Source organism: Actinoplanes rectilineatus (genome assembly GCF_000962825.1).
Lineage (GTDB): Bacteria > Actinomycetota > Actinomycetes > Mycobacteriales > Micromonosporaceae > Actinoplanes > Actinoplanes rectilineatus.
Genome location: NZ_JZKF01000006.1, coordinates 154,711 through 169,164 on the forward strand (window position 1 = coordinate 154,711; position 14,454 = coordinate 169,164).

At 68.5% G+C, this 14,454-nt stretch carries 24 protein-coding genes; 10 read left to right on the top strand and 14 right to left on the bottom strand.

What is annotated here, in order from left to right:
* Positions 1–2: 2 nt before the first annotated feature.
* Complete coding sequence (locus WH85_RS06905) at positions 3–239, bottom strand: hypothetical protein (RefSeq protein WP_045740845.1); 237 nt, start codon at positions 237–239, stop codon at positions 3–5.
* Positions 240–293: 54 nt separating this feature from the next.
* The gene (locus WH85_RS06910; RefSeq protein WP_045740846.1) at positions 294–785 is read right to left on the bottom strand and encodes a hypothetical protein; all 492 of its coding nucleotides are present in this window, start codon (positions 783–785) and stop codon (positions 294–296) included.
* A 41-nt stretch (positions 786–826) separates the two neighbouring features.
* On the opposite strand from WH85_RS06910, the gene WH85_RS46735 reads away from it, so the two are divergent.
* From WH85_RS46735 to WH85_RS06925, 3 genes are all read left to right on the top strand, one after another.
* Positions 827–1,528 carry a hypothetical protein gene (locus tag WH85_RS46735; RefSeq protein ID WP_157410842.1) on the top strand — a complete coding sequence of 234 codons (702 nt, stop codon included), beginning with the start codon at positions 827–829 and terminating at the stop codon, positions 1,526–1,528.
* 107 nt (positions 1,529–1,635) lie between these two features.
* Positions 1,636–1,791 carry a hypothetical protein gene (locus WH85_RS50125; RefSeq protein WP_157410843.1) on the top strand — a complete coding sequence of 52 codons (156 nt, stop codon included), beginning with the start codon at positions 1,636–1,638 and terminating at the stop codon, positions 1,789–1,791.
* A 463-nt stretch (positions 1,792–2,254) separates the two neighbouring features.
* Positions 2,255–2,605, top strand: a complete 351-nt coding sequence (locus tag WH85_RS06925) for a hypothetical protein (RefSeq protein WP_045740848.1) — start codon at positions 2,255–2,257, stop codon at positions 2,603–2,605.
* A gap of 46 nt (positions 2,606–2,651) precedes the next feature.
* On the opposite strand, the gene WH85_RS06930 is transcribed toward WH85_RS06925, so the two are convergent.
* The gene (locus WH85_RS06930) at positions 2,652–2,999 is read right to left on the bottom strand and encodes a hypothetical protein (RefSeq protein WP_045740849.1); all 348 of its coding nucleotides are present in this window, start codon (positions 2,997–2,999) and stop codon (positions 2,652–2,654) included.
* Positions 3,000–3,071: 72 nt separating this feature from the next.
* Between WH85_RS06930 and WH85_RS06935 the strand changes: the two genes are divergently transcribed.
* The 6 genes from WH85_RS06935 (at position 3,072) to WH85_RS06960 (ending at position 5,816) form a co-directional block, all read left to right on the top strand.
* Entirely contained in the window at positions 3,072–3,305 is a 234-nt protein-coding gene (locus WH85_RS06935; protein WP_157410844.1) for a hypothetical protein, read from the top strand.
* Between the two features lie 172 nt (positions 3,306–3,477).
* Entirely contained in the window at positions 3,478–3,699 is a 222-nt protein-coding gene (locus tag WH85_RS06940; RefSeq protein WP_045740851.1) for a hypothetical protein, read from the top strand.
* A gap of 3 nt (positions 3,700–3,702) precedes the next feature.
* The gene (locus tag WH85_RS06945) at positions 3,703–3,933 is read left to right on the top strand and encodes a hypothetical protein (protein WP_045740852.1); all 231 of its coding nucleotides are present in this window, start codon (positions 3,703–3,705) and stop codon (positions 3,931–3,933) included.
* Between the two features lie 119 nt (positions 3,934–4,052).
* A complete protein-coding gene (locus WH85_RS06950; RefSeq protein ID WP_045740853.1) occupies positions 4,053–4,454 on the top strand; it encodes a hypothetical protein in 402 nt (133 codons plus the stop codon).
* Positions 4,455–4,503: 49 nt separating this feature from the next.
* Positions 4,504–4,869 carry a hypothetical protein gene (locus tag WH85_RS06955; protein ID WP_045740854.1) on the top strand — a complete coding sequence of 122 codons (366 nt, stop codon included), beginning with the start codon at positions 4,504–4,506 and terminating at the stop codon, positions 4,867–4,869.
* Positions 4,870–5,027: 158 nt separating this feature from the next.
* A complete protein-coding gene (locus WH85_RS06960) occupies positions 5,028–5,816 on the top strand; it encodes a helix-turn-helix domain-containing protein (RefSeq protein WP_157410845.1) in 789 nt (262 codons plus the stop codon).
* A gap of 438 nt (positions 5,817–6,254) precedes the next feature.
* Here WH85_RS06960 and WH85_RS06965 read toward each other — a convergent pair whose 3' ends face one another.
* From WH85_RS06965 to WH85_RS06985, 6 genes are read right to left on the bottom strand one after another with little or no spacing between them, the layout of a single operon-like run.
* A complete protein-coding gene (locus WH85_RS06965) occupies positions 6,255–6,536 on the bottom strand; it encodes a hypothetical protein (protein ID WP_157410846.1) in 282 nt (93 codons plus the stop codon).
* The gene (locus tag WH85_RS06970) at positions 6,521–6,949 is read right to left on the bottom strand and encodes a hypothetical protein (protein WP_045740857.1); all 429 of its coding nucleotides are present in this window, start codon (positions 6,947–6,949) and stop codon (positions 6,521–6,523) included. Before WH85_RS06970 ends, WH85_RS06965 begins: the two co-directional genes overlap by 16 nt.
* Positions 6,946–7,782: a hypothetical protein gene (locus WH85_RS46740; protein ID WP_052720208.1), complete on the bottom strand. Its 837-nt coding sequence runs from the start codon at positions 7,780–7,782 to the stop codon at positions 6,946–6,948. The genes WH85_RS06970 and WH85_RS46740 overlap by 4 nt, the downstream gene beginning before the upstream one ends.
* Entirely contained in the window at positions 7,782–7,973 is a 192-nt protein-coding gene (locus WH85_RS50130) for a hypothetical protein (RefSeq protein ID WP_157410847.1), read from the bottom strand. Before WH85_RS50130 ends, WH85_RS46740 begins: the two co-directional genes overlap by 1 nt.
* Positions 7,970–8,275 (bottom strand): hypothetical protein, encoded by a 306-nt coding sequence (locus WH85_RS06980; protein WP_045740858.1) that lies wholly within the window; start codon positions 8,273–8,275, stop codon positions 7,970–7,972. The genes WH85_RS50130 and WH85_RS06980 overlap by 4 nt, the downstream gene beginning before the upstream one ends.
* Positions 8,276–8,285: 10 nt before the next feature.
* A complete protein-coding gene (locus tag WH85_RS06985; RefSeq protein WP_045740859.1) occupies positions 8,286–8,492 on the bottom strand; it encodes a hypothetical protein in 207 nt (68 codons plus the stop codon).
* Positions 8,493–8,564: 72 nt separating this feature from the next.
* Between WH85_RS06985 and WH85_RS06990 the strand changes: the two genes are divergently transcribed.
* Complete coding sequence (locus tag WH85_RS06990; RefSeq protein WP_045740860.1) at positions 8,565–9,023, top strand: hypothetical protein; 459 nt, start codon at positions 8,565–8,567, stop codon at positions 9,021–9,023.
* 126 nt (positions 9,024–9,149) lie between these two features.
* On the opposite strand, the gene WH85_RS06995 is transcribed toward WH85_RS06990, so the two are convergent.
* From WH85_RS06995 to WH85_RS07015, 5 genes are read right to left on the bottom strand one after another with little or no spacing between them, the layout of a single operon-like run.
* Positions 9,150–9,584: a hypothetical protein gene (locus tag WH85_RS06995; RefSeq protein WP_157410848.1), complete on the bottom strand. Its 435-nt coding sequence runs from the start codon at positions 9,582–9,584 to the stop codon at positions 9,150–9,152.
* Positions 9,585–9,597: 13 nt separating this feature from the next.
* Complete coding sequence (locus tag WH85_RS07000; RefSeq protein WP_157410849.1) at positions 9,598–12,204, bottom strand: carbohydrate binding domain-containing protein; 2,607 nt, start codon at positions 12,202–12,204, stop codon at positions 9,598–9,600.
* A 13-nt stretch (positions 12,205–12,217) separates the two neighbouring features.
* On the bottom strand, positions 12,218–12,916 hold the full coding sequence (locus tag WH85_RS07005) for a hypothetical protein (RefSeq protein WP_045740863.1): 699 nt from the start codon (positions 12,914–12,916) through the stop codon (positions 12,218–12,220).
* A 13-nt stretch (positions 12,917–12,929) separates the two neighbouring features.
* Complete coding sequence (locus tag WH85_RS07010) at positions 12,930–14,063, bottom strand: hypothetical protein (protein WP_045740864.1); 1,134 nt, start codon at positions 14,061–14,063, stop codon at positions 12,930–12,932.
* 14 nt (positions 14,064–14,077) lie between these two features.
* On the bottom strand, positions 14,078–14,452 hold the full coding sequence (locus WH85_RS07015) for a hypothetical protein (RefSeq protein WP_045740865.1): 375 nt from the start codon (positions 14,450–14,452) through the stop codon (positions 14,078–14,080).
* Positions 14,453–14,454 lie beyond the last annotated feature (2 nt).

Genomic DNA, 14,454 nt, shown 5'->3' on the forward strand with positions numbered 1-14,454 from the left:
TTTCAGGAACCGTGGCGCTGTACCCAGATTTCGAGGTAGGCGCTTTCGGGCTGGAAGTCGCTGTAGACCCAGCGCCGCTTGCGGACAGTGCCCGCAAGGTAGGCCTTCTTGAGGTCGTGATGGTCGTGCGACCTCAAGAAGATCTCATCGCCGGTGGCCGGCACGCCGAAGGTCGTGTCGAGGGTGTACTTGCCACCGACCGGTTTGCCGTCGGCGTTGTCGATGAGGAATACCTGCATGAGCTGAGGGTAGCGGCCGGATCGCTGTATGACGATCTGGCCGCTACCGGAGAATCAGCGGGAGAACCGGGCCCCAACGTCGAGGCGCAGCGCCGTGAACCCGCGGTTGATGTGCGCCACGACTTCGGCGAGCGCCTCCACCCGTACCGGTTCGGTCAGCCCGTCCACAACCCGCCGGGCATGTTCCTGCCCGCCGTCGTTCAGCGCGGCGAACACTGTCCCGGCGCCGGAATGGGCGAACGCCAGCTGGGTGATGACGTCCCGGCTGTTCGGACTGTGGGCGACCGCGGCGACCGCAATGGTGTGCGCGGTGAGGATCGGATCGGCGGCGACCTCGGCGAGGTGCTGGCCGTAGCAGTCCTGATTCCACAGGTTCGCGGCCACGGCGCGCCAGATCGGGGTGGTGTCGCGGTCCCACATGCCGTTACCGGGCAGCCGCCGGTCGTCTCCGTATTCCATGGAGTCGGCCCAGTCGGCGCCGGTGGGTGCCGGGAATGGGTGGGTAGGGTCGCAGGGCAGGCCGGTGATGGGTTCAAAGTCGGTCACGGATCGACGCTACTGGCTGCCTTCTTCGGGTGGGGTGTCCGATGACTGCCACGATCCCGCCGCATGCGGATGTGCGGGACTGCCGCCTGTACCGGTTCCGCGTCTACCACCCCGACGACATGGGCCTGCCCGCCGGGCAGCGGCGGATCGTGCTGGGCTACATCGGCGAGACCGTGCGCATGCCCATCGCGAGGCTGATCGAGCACCTGTATGACCAGCCGTGGGCGGACACGATCGTGGGCTGGGATGTCGACCCGCGGGTCTTCGCCGGCAAGGACGCGGTGCTGGCGGCTGAGCGAGTGGCGATCGAGACGGAGCAGCCGCTCTACAACGTTGAGCACAACCGGGGTAACCCGTACCGGATTCCGCCGCCGCTGGCGATCCGGCAGCGGCGGCAGCGGGACGCCACCGACCAGGCCCGGCCGCGGTGGGTGCATCCGGACGACCGTGGTGGTGCGACCCGGGCACCGGCCCGGCCGCGCGCGGCGCAGCCTCCGGTAGTCAAGCCGTGGTCGTCGCGGCGCAAGCACCTGACGGGGCTCGGCGCGGGCTGGGCGGTGTTGTCGGCCGCGTCGTGGATCGTCCTGGCGACGCAGGGGCTGCTCAACCTGGAGACGTTCGGGGTGGTCACGGTCGTGGCGCTGGTAATGACGGTGTGGCTGTGGGCGGGCGTGCCGGTCAGCCGGAAGGGCCGGCGGAAGGCGAAGTCGCGGATCCGGCGCCGGTTGCGGGCCCGGCGGTGACCCACCCGGGCTGGTGTGAGCAGTGCGAGTCCGGGCCGGGCATGTTGCGGCACCGGTCGCGTCTGGTCCGGGTGGGTGCCCGCACGCAGTTGTCTGACCGCGGTGTGGTGTCTGTCCGGTTGTCGTCGACGGGGCATGGCCCGACATGGCTGGAGGTGCGGGTGGCGCACCGGATCGTGGCGACCGCTGAACTCGGCCTCGAGGACGCGGCGGTGCTGCGGGACGGGCTGACCTTCTTGTTGCACGCGGCGGGCCCGTCGTAGCCGCTTTGCCCGTACCTGTCGGGTGTGCGGATGGTGCTGGTCCGGGCGTCGTGGCGTAGGCCGGGGTACACATGCACCCCGGCCTATCGTCAGGAGATGAACGATCACCGTCCCGCCCCAGGTCAGCCTCGTAGGAGCCCGAACGCAGGCCACGCTTGGGGCGACCCGGAAAGAGGCGGTGCGGTCACTGGAGGGTCGTCGCCTGACGGATACGTGTGGGTCAACGTGCAGCGGGCCACTGGCCTGACGGCGCGGCTCGCCCCCGACCAGGCTGAAGCGCTCGGTGATCAACTGTACGTGTGGGCGCGGCAGGCCCGCGGCCGGTAGTCCGAGACGCAGAGATGGCCCCGCCCCGGCCCGAGAGCGAATCTCAGGCAGGGGCGGGGCTTTCTGCTGTTCACGGGGCACCGGAGTCGTAGCCGGGCAACTATGATCGCCGATCAACCTGATCAGGGGAGGCGGCATGCGCACCACCGTCAAGGAGAACGTGCTTCGCCGGATCCCGGCGTTCGCCCGTGGCCGGCACCCGGACGACATCGGCTGGGCGCAGATCCTGGCCGCAACCGTGGCCGAGATGCTGTTCGTGGCCGCGCTCAAAGCGGTCGGCCTGGTGGTGCTCGTGTGGATCGTGCACACCCACTGGTGGCCTGCGGTGCCCGAGCTTGAGTATCCGGTTGCGGTGGCGGTCATGGTGCTGGTCCGGGCGCTCACGTTGCCTGCCTCGTGGCACAGCGAAACGCCCCCGCCCGCACCTGGCTCCCTGGCGGGGGAGCGCAGACGCGAGCGGGGACACACGGTGCCGGGCGGGGTGTGACTCGCAGAAACCGCGGACCCGCCCGGCGCGATCAGGGGGACGGCCGTTACTCGTACGGATCCGGCGTGGGGCCGGTTGGTCCGGCCGGGGTGACCTGGGCGCGGGTGAGGAGCATCAGCACCGCCAGCACGAGTCCGTTGACCGCGCCGACGGTTTCCTGCGAGACGTGCAGGCCGTAGCCGGCGAACAGCGCCGCCGCCGCGGTGACCGCGTACGTGAATGCGGCGGGCGCGATCGGCCGGACGTGGATGGCGTTGATGACGCCGAGCCCGGCGTTGAACGCGGCGACGATCAGCGCGGCCTGCTCGGCGCTCAGCCAATCGAAACCAAACGTGACGATGAGGCCGAGGGCGGCGCTGAGCACGCCGAGGATCAGGGTGGGTTCACGGCGCATGCGATCTCCAAGGGGTCTGTGTGGGTGGCTGTGTGGCAGGCGGGTCCGGCACAGGGCGAGTAGGGTCCGCATGTGGCGGAAGATCAAGACGTGGACCCGGTGTGGGAATGGGTCAAAGCCGAAGCCGACGCCCATCACGGCGGGGACCGGAAAGCCGCGGTCCGGGCGATCCTGACCGCCGCGTACGAGTCCGAACGGCGGCCCGGGGACCCGTGGGCGTACCTCGAAGCCCGGCAGCGCGGGCGGCCCGGCTCGGCCCGATTCTCACCGGCCGGTGCTGACCCGGTCGAGGGTGAGCCCTACTGATCGTGGCGGCCGGACAGTGCCAGCACCCGTCACAGTTCGTCCAGGTCGATGGCGAGGAACAGGCGCAGCCGCATCCCGCCTCCCGTTCCGGTTACACCCGGCCGGCACTCAATCCGCACCCGCCCGGCACCGATCAGGTGGAGGACCGGTCGGTTCGAGTGCGGGAGTTGTCATGCCGAAAGAACTGCTGGCGGGCCTGTTCGTGTACGGGACGCTCGGCGCTCTCGCGCTGTGGGCGCAGTACCTGTTCATCGCCGCAGCGGTACGCCGGGGGATTCTGACCGCTCAGAAGGTCCTGGATCGGGAGGCGCAGCGACGCCCGGTACCGCCGAAGACGGCTCCGACCGTACCTGGGGCGCCCGGTCAGGCGTGGCTGCCTCAGCATCAGGGTTGACCGGTGCTGCCGGTTGCGGAAGCCGCCGCGAAAGGGCCGGGCGTGGCGGGGCTGCTGCTGTGCGGCGTGTTCACGATCCTCGGGGCGCTGCTGTTCTACTGGCTGATCGCGGCGTCCGTATGCCGGGGGATCGAGCTGGCGCAGCAGCGGGCGAAGATGCGCGCCCGGAAACGGGCGGGTGTGTCTTTGCGGAAACAGTTCGCGGAGGACTGGGAGGAGAGGCGGAAGCGTTGAGCCCCAGGCTTCTGCGCCCCATGTCACCCTCTCGGAGGTGTCTCTAGTCAGCTATAGACATAATCTCTAGCTCGCTATAGATTTGGTGCATCAGGTTCCCGCCGACCACGGAGGACACGATGCCCACCTACACCGTCGTGATCGAAGCCAGCAACAACGACGGCACCATCTGGCAAGCGCTCGCACCCAGCGAAACCGTCGAAGACGACGCCACCGCCGAAGACATCGCCCAGTGGACCGCCAGCAACCAGAACATCGCCGAAGGCAACAACTGGCGCGTCCGCGTCTGGAACGGAGCCGACGCCGACATCCACACCACCCCGAACGCCGAATACGTGGCCGGCGAAGATGACCTGATCGCCGAACTCCGGATGGCCCGGCTTCGGATTGCCGAATTGACCGACCAGCGTGACAACCTCATCCAGCAGCTGATGGACACCGGCGTTCCGCGCGCCAGGATCGCGAACGCGGCCGGGCTGAGGGAAGCCCGTCTCTACCAGATCCGCGACGGCCGCCGGTGAGTTCCTGGACCGCAGGCCCCAATCCTCATCTTTCCGGAAGGGCTCTCAAATGATCACGCACATCGTCTACATCGGCACCGCGCCGGAAGTCCTGTCCGGCAACTGCTACGACCTCACCATCCACCCGGTCACCCCGGTGGTCGTCGGTGTCGACGACGACAACAACGACATCATCCAGTACGAGCCCGGCGCGGACGTCGTGCTGAACACCGAACTGCCCGTGGCCGTCGGCAACGAACCCGACGAGGAGACGGGTGAGGAGCCGGTGACCCGCGCGATCTACGAGGCGGAGCAGCTGGTGCAGAAGGCGGGCTATTCGCTGATCGATTTCGGCGGTACGGAGAGCGTCAACGATGAGGGCATCTGGTATGCGGAGACGAACGCGTTTTCCGCGTATCTGAGGTTCAACGGGTAAACGGTTCGTGGATTGCGCGGCCCCCGCTTGGGGGCCGTTTCCATGTGCGGGTTCGGTGGGGATTGCCGCAGCTCAGCCCGGGTGTTGGCGGCGGGGTGCGCCCACAAAGATCCACATAGGGCGTGGGAGAATCAGGAGGTCATAAATAGAGATCCCCGGTGAGTTCCCGCGAGGGAACCAACCGCAAGGTGGTGGAACACCAAGCGCACCGGGGCTGGACGCCTTACGAGGAGGCTTCCGATGGTTATTTTGTCATGCCCGCACTCTGTCCGCGTGCCTACGGGGGCAGCGGCGTGAAGCGGCTGTTCGACCTCGACAACGAAGAGATCCCGTTCATTCGGCGCTGGAACGCGCTCACCGCGGTTCTGCTGGTCGAGCCTTCCGTCAAGCTCGTCGCCCGCCTCGCCATGGACTTCGCCGACTTCGACGACGGCGCGTCGTGCTTCCCCAGCATCGAGATGATGACCCGCGAATCCGGGCTCAGTGACCGAACTGTCCGGAATGGCTGGGCCGTTCTTCGGGGACTCGGCATGGCCGTCCGGGTGTCCCGGGGCGGCTCGTATCGCGGACATGCCGACGAGTACCAGTTGCAGATTCCCGACAACTGGCGAACATTGCCCCTGCTCGGACCTCACCGCCGCAAGTTCACGTGCCCCGGCTGCGGGAACCTGTTCAACCCGGACGCCCACAGCATCCTCGCGGACAGGCTCAAGGGCAGCGCCAAGCCGGACGGCAGGCCGCGCGCGAAGGCGGGCGACGGCGTCGCGTGGATCATTGGGCGATTGGCGTTCTGCTCGTGGCCGAGCAGCACCGGCCGCAAGGGAAGCCGGGCCTGCACTGACGCGTGGGATGTGAAGCGCCGAGAGAAGGGCGAAAAGGTCTGGGATCAGACCGACGCCTCGGGGAAGTGGGCAGTGTTCTGGGAGGCGCAAGGTGATCCCTGGTAGGGCGGTAACGGTTACCGGATGGTGGTAACGGTTACCGGTAGAGGGTGGTAACGGTTACCGGACCCCCTGGCAACGGTTACCGCACCCGGTGGTAACCGTTGCCGACCACCTACTCATAGACCAACTCATAAGACCAAATCATCAAACCGTGTCCCGCGCTGCGCTTCGCTTCGACGCGGGCGCGCACGACCGAAGGAGCGATGGGGGAACTGTCCGGGACAGTCCCGGACAGACTCAGGACAGGTGAGGCATCCAACCCAAACCCGCACCGGGAGTGAGCGATCCGACCGGCCCGTCGACTGCTTGCTCCCGGTGCGCCTTTGACCTTCAACCACGCACCGACGGAAGGTCAGCGTCCGGCTCGGCTGCCCGTCTACCTCCCGGCGGGCGGTGCGCAGTCTGCGAAGCCCGTGCGATGTCGGGTGCGAAGCTCGCCCGTCAGGTAATCAGCCCCTCCGGCCATGCCGGGGGAGGCGGTGGCTGCCCGTCGGCGATGTGCCGGCGCAGCGCACCGATGTAGTCGCCCTGGATGCGCTGGGTTCGCCGCAGGTCGGCGACCTCGCCCCGCAGGGCGGCGATCTCTTCTTGATGCTGGTCGATCATCTGCTGCCCGGCGTCCGACCGCAGCTTCCGGTTCGACCCGCGATAGGTGAAGTAGGCGGCGGCGACCACACCCAGCAGCGTCAGCGCAGGGCCGAGGAGGCTCAGGAGCGGGTCCACGACGGCTTCCATCCTCCCGGAATGGGGCGGCGGGCCGCCGGTGGGATCCCTCCCGCCACCAGGTAGACGAACGCGGCGAACGCCAGCCAGATCACCGCCGACACGTAGCCGCGGTCAACCTGCCCGGCGATCCACCCGAACAGGGCCAGCAGGCCCCAGGCGACTTTCAAGGCGACGGCGGCCATGAACGCAACCGTGTCGTAGGTGCGGAACGCGTAGATCAGGCACACCGTCCCGACCGCACCCCACACGGCGGCCCACGCCACCAGGGGCAGGACGGAACCCATGTACTCGTAGAACGCGACCATGGGCCGGGTGGCGGTGAGGAGCCCGTAGCAGTAGACGGCGTCGAGGACGAAGAAGAAGATCAGGGCTGCGCCGCGCCGGCCGATCCGTTCGGACAGGCCGCTCACCGGGACGGGGCCGCAAGTTCACGCAGCGCCCCGACGAACGCAGCCTGAAGCTGGGCGGGGGTGACGTTGATGCCGGGCAGCAGCGGAGTGAGCGCCCGGGCCAGTGCGGTCTCGTCGATCAGGTCTTTCGCGGCGAGTGCCGCCACCCCGGTTTTGGCCTGTCCGGCGCTGTCGCGGCCGGCGACCGCCGCGTTGAGGATGTTCAGCAGGAACGAGTTGACCGTCCAGTGCGTGTTGGGGGTGCCGTCCGCGTTCTTCGACCCGGCCGGTGCGGGCACCACACCGTCGGTGCCGAGGACCGCGGTGGCGAGGGCGGCCCGCACATCCTGGTCCTTCAGCAGCGCCAGGAATTCGGCTTTGGTCATGGTGTCCTCCTCGGCGAGGCCCCACGGCCTGACGTCGTTTTCTTGGGCGGTGGTGTAGCGGGCGGAGAAGTGCGCGTGTTCGGTGTGCGGGGACGCGCCGCTGTACGCGCGCCACGTCCAGCCCCACGACCGGGAGGCGATCCGCCGGTCGTAGATGATGTTCTGCAACCGGTCGTCGGCCCCGGCGCGATGCCGGTCGGCGATGGTCTGCACGATCCGGCCCATCGACCAGCCGGCAGGCCACGGCCCGCTGGAGTCGACGTCGATCGCATGGACCTCGTCCACCGAGTCCGCATCCTTGCCGCGCAGCTTCGGCGACGACTCGTCCGGCAGATGATCGGAGGTGCCCGCCGCCTGGTGTGCCAGGTCGCCGATTGCCCCGTCTGACCGTTTGTCCCGGCCCGGCGCCAGGCGGTCGATCTCAGCGCGCAGGCACACCAGGCACGGCACGAGCACCCAGCCCGCCATCAGCCCACAGCCCTGTTCGCCTCGATCTGCCGCACCCGCCGCGCCGTCTCGATCGACTCTTCGGCGACACTGTGATGCCAGTCGTCGTGGAAGACACGGCCTTTCTCCGGGACCGCCACACCGCACACCATGCACGGGTAGAGCAGTGTTCCGGCGGGCAGCGGGATCGGCCCGATACAAATCAGACTCACGGCGCCTCCTCCGCGTCCTCGAAGCCGTCGCACGGGTCGCCGGCATGCGCCTCAGGGGAGTCGCCCAACGACACGACCGGCATCGGATCCGCGTCGAGGGGCAGCCGGTCCCAGTCGATGCGCCGTTCGCCCGTGGTCGGCCCGTGCGGGTAGATCAGGCTGTTGTCGTGGGACGTGTCGAGCAGCCACGTTCTATCGGGGCCGGGCAGATAACGCCAGGCCAGGCCGTTCAGCTTGTCGACGGCGAGGAACCCGTCCGGGTGGTCCACCGTCACGAGCTCGCCGCCGAGTGGGCCGCCCACGCAGCGGCGGTCAGGGGATGGAGAGGTCGACACGTGTCTCCTCCGGATTCCCGAACGCACGGTACGGCGCCTGCTGTGGGAGTGGTGCGGCGCGGGCGGTCAGCCGCTGGATCTCTTCTTCCTGCCGGGCCACCAGCAGCCTGAGTCTCGCGATCTCAAATTCGATCGGGTAGTCCGTCTGGATCTGCTTCAGCAGGTCGTCGGCGTCGAGATGCACCGCGGCTCCTCTCGTTGCGGAATCGACTAACGTCGTTGGGTGATGTGCCCCCGCGCCCCGGGAGGACCGGCGATGCCCGACGACACCGACCAGATCACCGTGGACGTCATCCACCACACCGGCACCGGACCCGACAAACGCACGCAGCAAAAGATCACCCAGAAGCCCGGTGAGCAGGTCACCGGTGACCTGCGCTGCCAGGAATGCGGCCCGGTGCGGACGGTCATCCGGTCCAGCCGCGACCATCGCGCCCGCATCTACGCGTACCGCACGCTCGGATACGCGGCTGCCGGATGCGCGGTCCTGGCCGTAGCCGCACCGATCGTGAACCCGCACATGCCGACGGCCCTGCTGGTCACCTGCCTCGTGCTGGCCGCGGTGTTCGCGGTCTCCGCGATCTGGTGCACGAAAGCCGCCGCGACTGTGCCGCTGTGGGTAGGGCCCCTGCCGGGGCCACACGACATCAGGCCCGGCCGGGCACCTCAGCAGTGGGGGCCGCGCTTCGAACGCCGGAAACGACCGGGCCGCTGACACCGGCAGGTCACCGGTGGCCGGCGGGGATCCGGTCGCAGTGCCGGCAGAAGAACAGCAGCCAACCCGTCGGGGCCTGCCGGGCGTACATGGCGAGCGGGCACCATGCGCACCTGCGCAGGCGGGTCACAGCGGTTTGGCGAGGAACGCGAGCAGGCCGGGCGTGCGGGCCTGGTATTCGGTGATGCTGGCGTCGTAGAACTTCTTCAGCCCGGTCCGCAGGTCCGCCCCGGGCACGCCCAGCTTCAGCAGGTACAGGCCCTGGTCGTAGAACACCTGCCGGGCGTCGAGGTTGACCCAGCCGCCCGGGCCGGGGATAGCGTTGACCGCGGCAACGTTCGGATCCACCTGCGGCTGGACCAGCCACTCCAGGCCGGACGATCCCTGCCGCACGTAGCCCCACAGGGTCACACCCGACACGGTGATCGAGTCGATCGACGTGGGCAGCGGCGTACCAGCCGGAATGGCGATCATCCGCCCGGCGTACTGCTGCTGCCCGGACGGGGTGTTTCCGTCGACGGCGATCGTCAGCCAGGTCGGATTGCCCAGATTCACAGGCATGACGGGGGTCCTTTCAGCTCATCCACGGGCCGATGCCGGTGGTGCCATTCCCGCCGAGGGTGATCCACCGATACTCGTAGTCGACGCCGGACGCCGGCCCCCAGTCGGCGTGGACGGCTGCGGGTGGGGCGCCGGACAGGATCCGCACGCCCGGGTCGGTGTTGGCTTCGCGGAGGTCCACGTCGTCGACGTAGAACGCATCGCCCACCGCGGGTGTGCCGGTCAGGCCGATGACCGCCGCGGCCCGTGCCGCCCCGACCACAGACGATGGGTCGCCGGTGTATTCGACGTACATCCACGCGCCCGCGATGGCATTACTGACGGTGGCGCCTTCCTGCGCGAGGTAGGTGCCGCCAGCGTCGAGCCAGTTGACCTGCACCCGGATCGCCTTGTTGGACGTGTCCGGGCGGATCCACCCGGACACGGTGATACTGCGTCCGCGGGCGATGGTGTCGGTGATGAGCGGCTGCACCGAGTTGATGACCTGCGAATCCGCCGCGGCGCCAGTGGGTACGAGCCGTGCGGATCCGGCGCCGGAACGGGCCTGGGCGGTGGAGTAGGACAAGGTGCCGCCCTGGCCGAACCAGCCGGTCACGTTGCCAGCGAAGCCCGGGTTGGTGAGCAGATTCGCTGTGGTTTTCGGCCGCCGGTAGAGGTCCTGGGTGACGATCGCCGCTTGTGCCCCCACCGCGGCTAGCGAGCTCGAGGTGACGGTGATGGTGCCCGCGGCGGTTGACGGTGTGAACGCGGAGATCACCGCTGGTGGTGCGTTGTATTGGACGGTGAATGACCTGGTCGTGTCCGCGCTGGGCAGCTGTTCCAGGTTGTACGTGTTGAGGGTGGCCGTCCAGCCGGTGACGTTGCCCAGCCGGTACGGGATCGTGTATTCGGTGGCGTCGAAGCCCATCATCGGCCCGGAGTCCCACACGACCAGGCCGCCCGGATTGGTGGCCAGGCGGATCCGGACCCCGGTCTGTTCGGCAACCGTCCACTGCACGGTGACGGTGTCCGCGGTCAGGACAGCCGCGGCGGCGGGGGAGGTGATGGTCGGGTTGACCTGCACGCTCGGCACGAGGACCAGGGCGGTGGAGTAGCCGGCCGACGCGGTGCCCGCCGAGTCCCACACTTTGACCCGGTAGGTGTGGTTGGCGTCCGAGCCGGAACCCCACGCGGTGGCGAGGGTGACGTTCGGGTTGACGGACGCGTTCTGCACCTCGGACGCCTGCCAGGTGCTGTCGGAGGCCCGCCAGTAGGCGATGGTGCCGGCGCCGATCTGCCGGGACAGGGCGTATGAGCCCTGCGTCTGACCAGGGTCGGCATCAACGAATGACCACACCAGGGGCAGGGCTGCGTTGACGTTGGCCGGGCCGCCGCTGGTGTACGCCTGCCCGCCGGTCTGGAACTGGGCGATCGACGGCGGGGTCGCATTACTTTGCGCCGTGTGGGTGATCGTGTACGGGCTTGAGCTGCCGGACACGGTGAACAGATCGAAGCGGGCGTTTCCGCCATTGCCGCCTCTGCGCACACCCCATTCGGTGGCGGACGTGACCGCGGTGGCGACGGCGATCGACCAGGATCCCCACGTGCCGGTGGCCCGCACGTAGTCGACCTGGTAGAGGACGGCGGTGGAGGTGCCGACCGCGTAGATCCGGATGTCTTTGGTGGCCTGGTCGTAGGTGACCGCGCAGTTACGGATCACGCCGGTCGGATGTACCGGCGAATCGAAGGTGGTGGTGACCGTGTTGGCCTTGTTGCGCTGGTACACGCGCACCACAGTGGTGTCGTCGGGGGAGGGGACCGCCATCAGCCACTGCTGCCCGTCCCACCGCCCGGCCGTGAAGTCCTGCGACGACGGCAGGGTGGAGCGGATGACTACCGGGTTCGCCGGGCCTTGCCAGCCGGCGGTGCCGCTCATCCACGCGACTTTGACCATGCGGATTTCGGGGCGGCCCCACGTGACCCACACGTTGGGGGTGCTGGTGGTGTAGCCGTCGCCGTTGTGTTCGACCTCGATGGAGATCCCGCTGCGGCCTGGGTTGCCTGCGGACGTCCACATGCGGGTGCCGGTGATCAGCCCGTTGTTGAGGTAGATCTCCCCGGCGTTCTTGCGGATGCTGACGCCGTGTAGGTAGACGCCGTGGGTGGACGCGGTTGTGTCGGTGTACGCGGCGCCGACGATGATGGCGTACGCGCCGTCGGGATGCCGGTAGACGGCGAGGTCGACGCCTTGGAATCGGGCGCCGGGAATGCCGCCGTTCGCCGGGCTGCCGGACACCTGCAACGGGCTCGACCAGGACGCGTTGGACAAATTCAAACGCCGATACCAGAGGGTGTCGACCCCGCCGCCGCCGGTCGTGCCGACCCGGTAGGCGAGGTGCAGATATCCGGCCGTCTCGAAGATCGGCGACGACCACTCCTGCAACCCGGTCACCGTGATCGACGCGTACGACGCCCACGAGCCGCCCTTGTCGACGCTGCGGTAGACGGTCAGGACCGTCGCCGCGGTACGGACCAGCGTGAAGTAGTGGTCCGTGGTGGCGTTGACGTACCGGCGGGTCATCGTCGGCACCCCGGGCGGGGCCAGACAGTCCGCGACGGTCGACGTGCCCACAGCAGCCACAGCGCGCCTCCTTCTACAGGACGGGTTGGTTGGCGCGCACGCCCTCGTCGATCTCCACCTGGAACCAGGCGTTGTGGTCGGCGGTGATCGACCCGGTGCCGGAGATGCGCCGCCACCGCAGTGTCGCCGTGTACGTCCCCGCCGGGACGTTGATCAGCCGTCGGGCCCCAGAACCGGCCCCGTACACGCTGGCCTGCGAGAAGTAAATGAACCCGACCGGCACGTCCGTCGGCGTGTACCCGGCGCCGCCCGCTGTCGGGGTGAGCCGGACCGCCCACCCGGCGCGGGTGAACGTGCCCGAACTCATGGCCATGAACGTGGCCGACAGGCGCACATATGTGCCGTCGTACATTTTCGAGAAGGAGAAGGACCCGAACTCGGTGAGATCCACGAACGTTGCGGACGTCATGCCCGCGGTCGTCCCGCTGAGGCCCTCAACAACCCGGGACGCCTCGCCGAAACCGGGCCCGGCGAACGCCCCGGTGACCACCCAGTCTTTGCCGTATTTGTCGAGCGTGACCCGGTGGCCCTGCCGCGCGAACACGCTGCCGAGGATCTTCACCGGCATTGCCGTGGCGGCCCCATCGAACAACACGGTCGCGCCCGGTCCGCTGGTGTCGACGTCCACGACGGTGCCGGTTGCCCGGGTGGTCTGGCCGGCGAGGCTGATGCGCTGATCGACGATGGTGATGAGGTCTTCGGAATACGCCACCAGCAGCCCCCTTCTACCGGGCGATGACCCGCCATTCCTGCGTCATCTCGCCCGCGTCCGGGGGGAGTGGCAACGTCCATGAAGTGACCTGCGCGTCGGCGAGCAGGTCGGCGGTGGCCACGTAGATGCGGTCGTAGTGCCAGTGCAGCGGGTTGGGGGCACTGGTGACGGTGACGACGGTGGGGATGTCCATGTCCGCTTGGATGATCTGCTGGGCTTGCACGATCAGGGACGCTTGGTCGGCGGTGTCGACCCCGACGACCTTAGGGATGACCAGGCCGCCGCGGGCGTCCACCGACGTTTCGCCCACACTCTGGTTGACCCAGGTCCACATGCCGTCGCCGTCGACCGGTGCCGCCGCGTCGATGTTGTTCGACCTGTACACGACCCACTTGTTGGGGGCGGCGAAGTAGTCGTGGACGACCTGCCTGTCCACGCCCAGCATCGTCGTGGCCTGGTCGTCGGTGTACGTCCACTCCGCGGCCCGTTCGGCGGGCAGCTGATACGGGTGGCAGCGCAGCCGGCCGTCCCAGTCGGCCCAGATCCCGGCGTAGCCGATGGACGCGAGCAGGTCGTTGACGATGGACAGCCAGGTGACGGTGTCTTCCATCGCCCACACCCGCGACGTCGGTGCGACCGTCGAGGCGGAGGTCGGGTCGATGATGTACTGGGTTAAGCCGTGCGCGAGGAGGATCTGCTCGACGACCTCGAGGTAGGAGGCGCCTGCGGCGATCGCGTAGGTGTCGCCGACGGGCTGTTGAAGCCGCAACAGCAGGTCGTAGCCTTCGATTTCAAACATGGGTGGGCTTTCCGCCGTGGAGTAGGCGGGCACCGACGTGTGGTAGACGCCCAGGTTGAACCGGGCGGTTACCGTCCCGTCCGCTAGGACGATGTAGGGGCGGACCAGTCCGGCACCCCAGTCCAGCTCCCGTGACACCTTCAGGCTGGCGGCGCCGTGCAGGTCGGCGTAGCTGTTGCGGCTGACCTGGCCGCCGGCCAGGTGGTCGGAGATGTCCTCGATCACGTTCAGGGCCAGGTCGATGATTTCGAGGCCGCCGGAGACGGTGAGCGCCTCCGACTCCTGGAGCAGCGTCCTGACCTGCGCGGTGGCCAGAGCGGCGCGGGGGCCGTCGGTGGGCGGCTGCACAGGATCACCCCCGTTCAGACGCCTTCGACGGTGGTCGTCACATGCAGGGTGACCTGCGCCGAGTACATGGTGGCCGGCATGTACTCGCCTACCGTCACGTCGAAGAACACGCCAAACCACTTGTTACCGCGGTGGTCGCGGAGTTGGACGTGGGCGCCGAGCCACGATTTCAGCGTGTCTACCTGTGCCGCCGTCAGCATGACGAACGTGCGGGCCACTTCCGCCTTGGTGCCGACGGTGGTGATGGCCCGCCGCCGCCCGGACGCGTAGGTGCGGACCTCACCGTCGATGCCGTAGCCGGTGGTGCGGTCCCGGGCCGACGGGCCGGAGATGGCTTCTCCGGTGTCGACCCGGTTCAACCACAAAGCGTTGAGCACGACGGACGCCACCG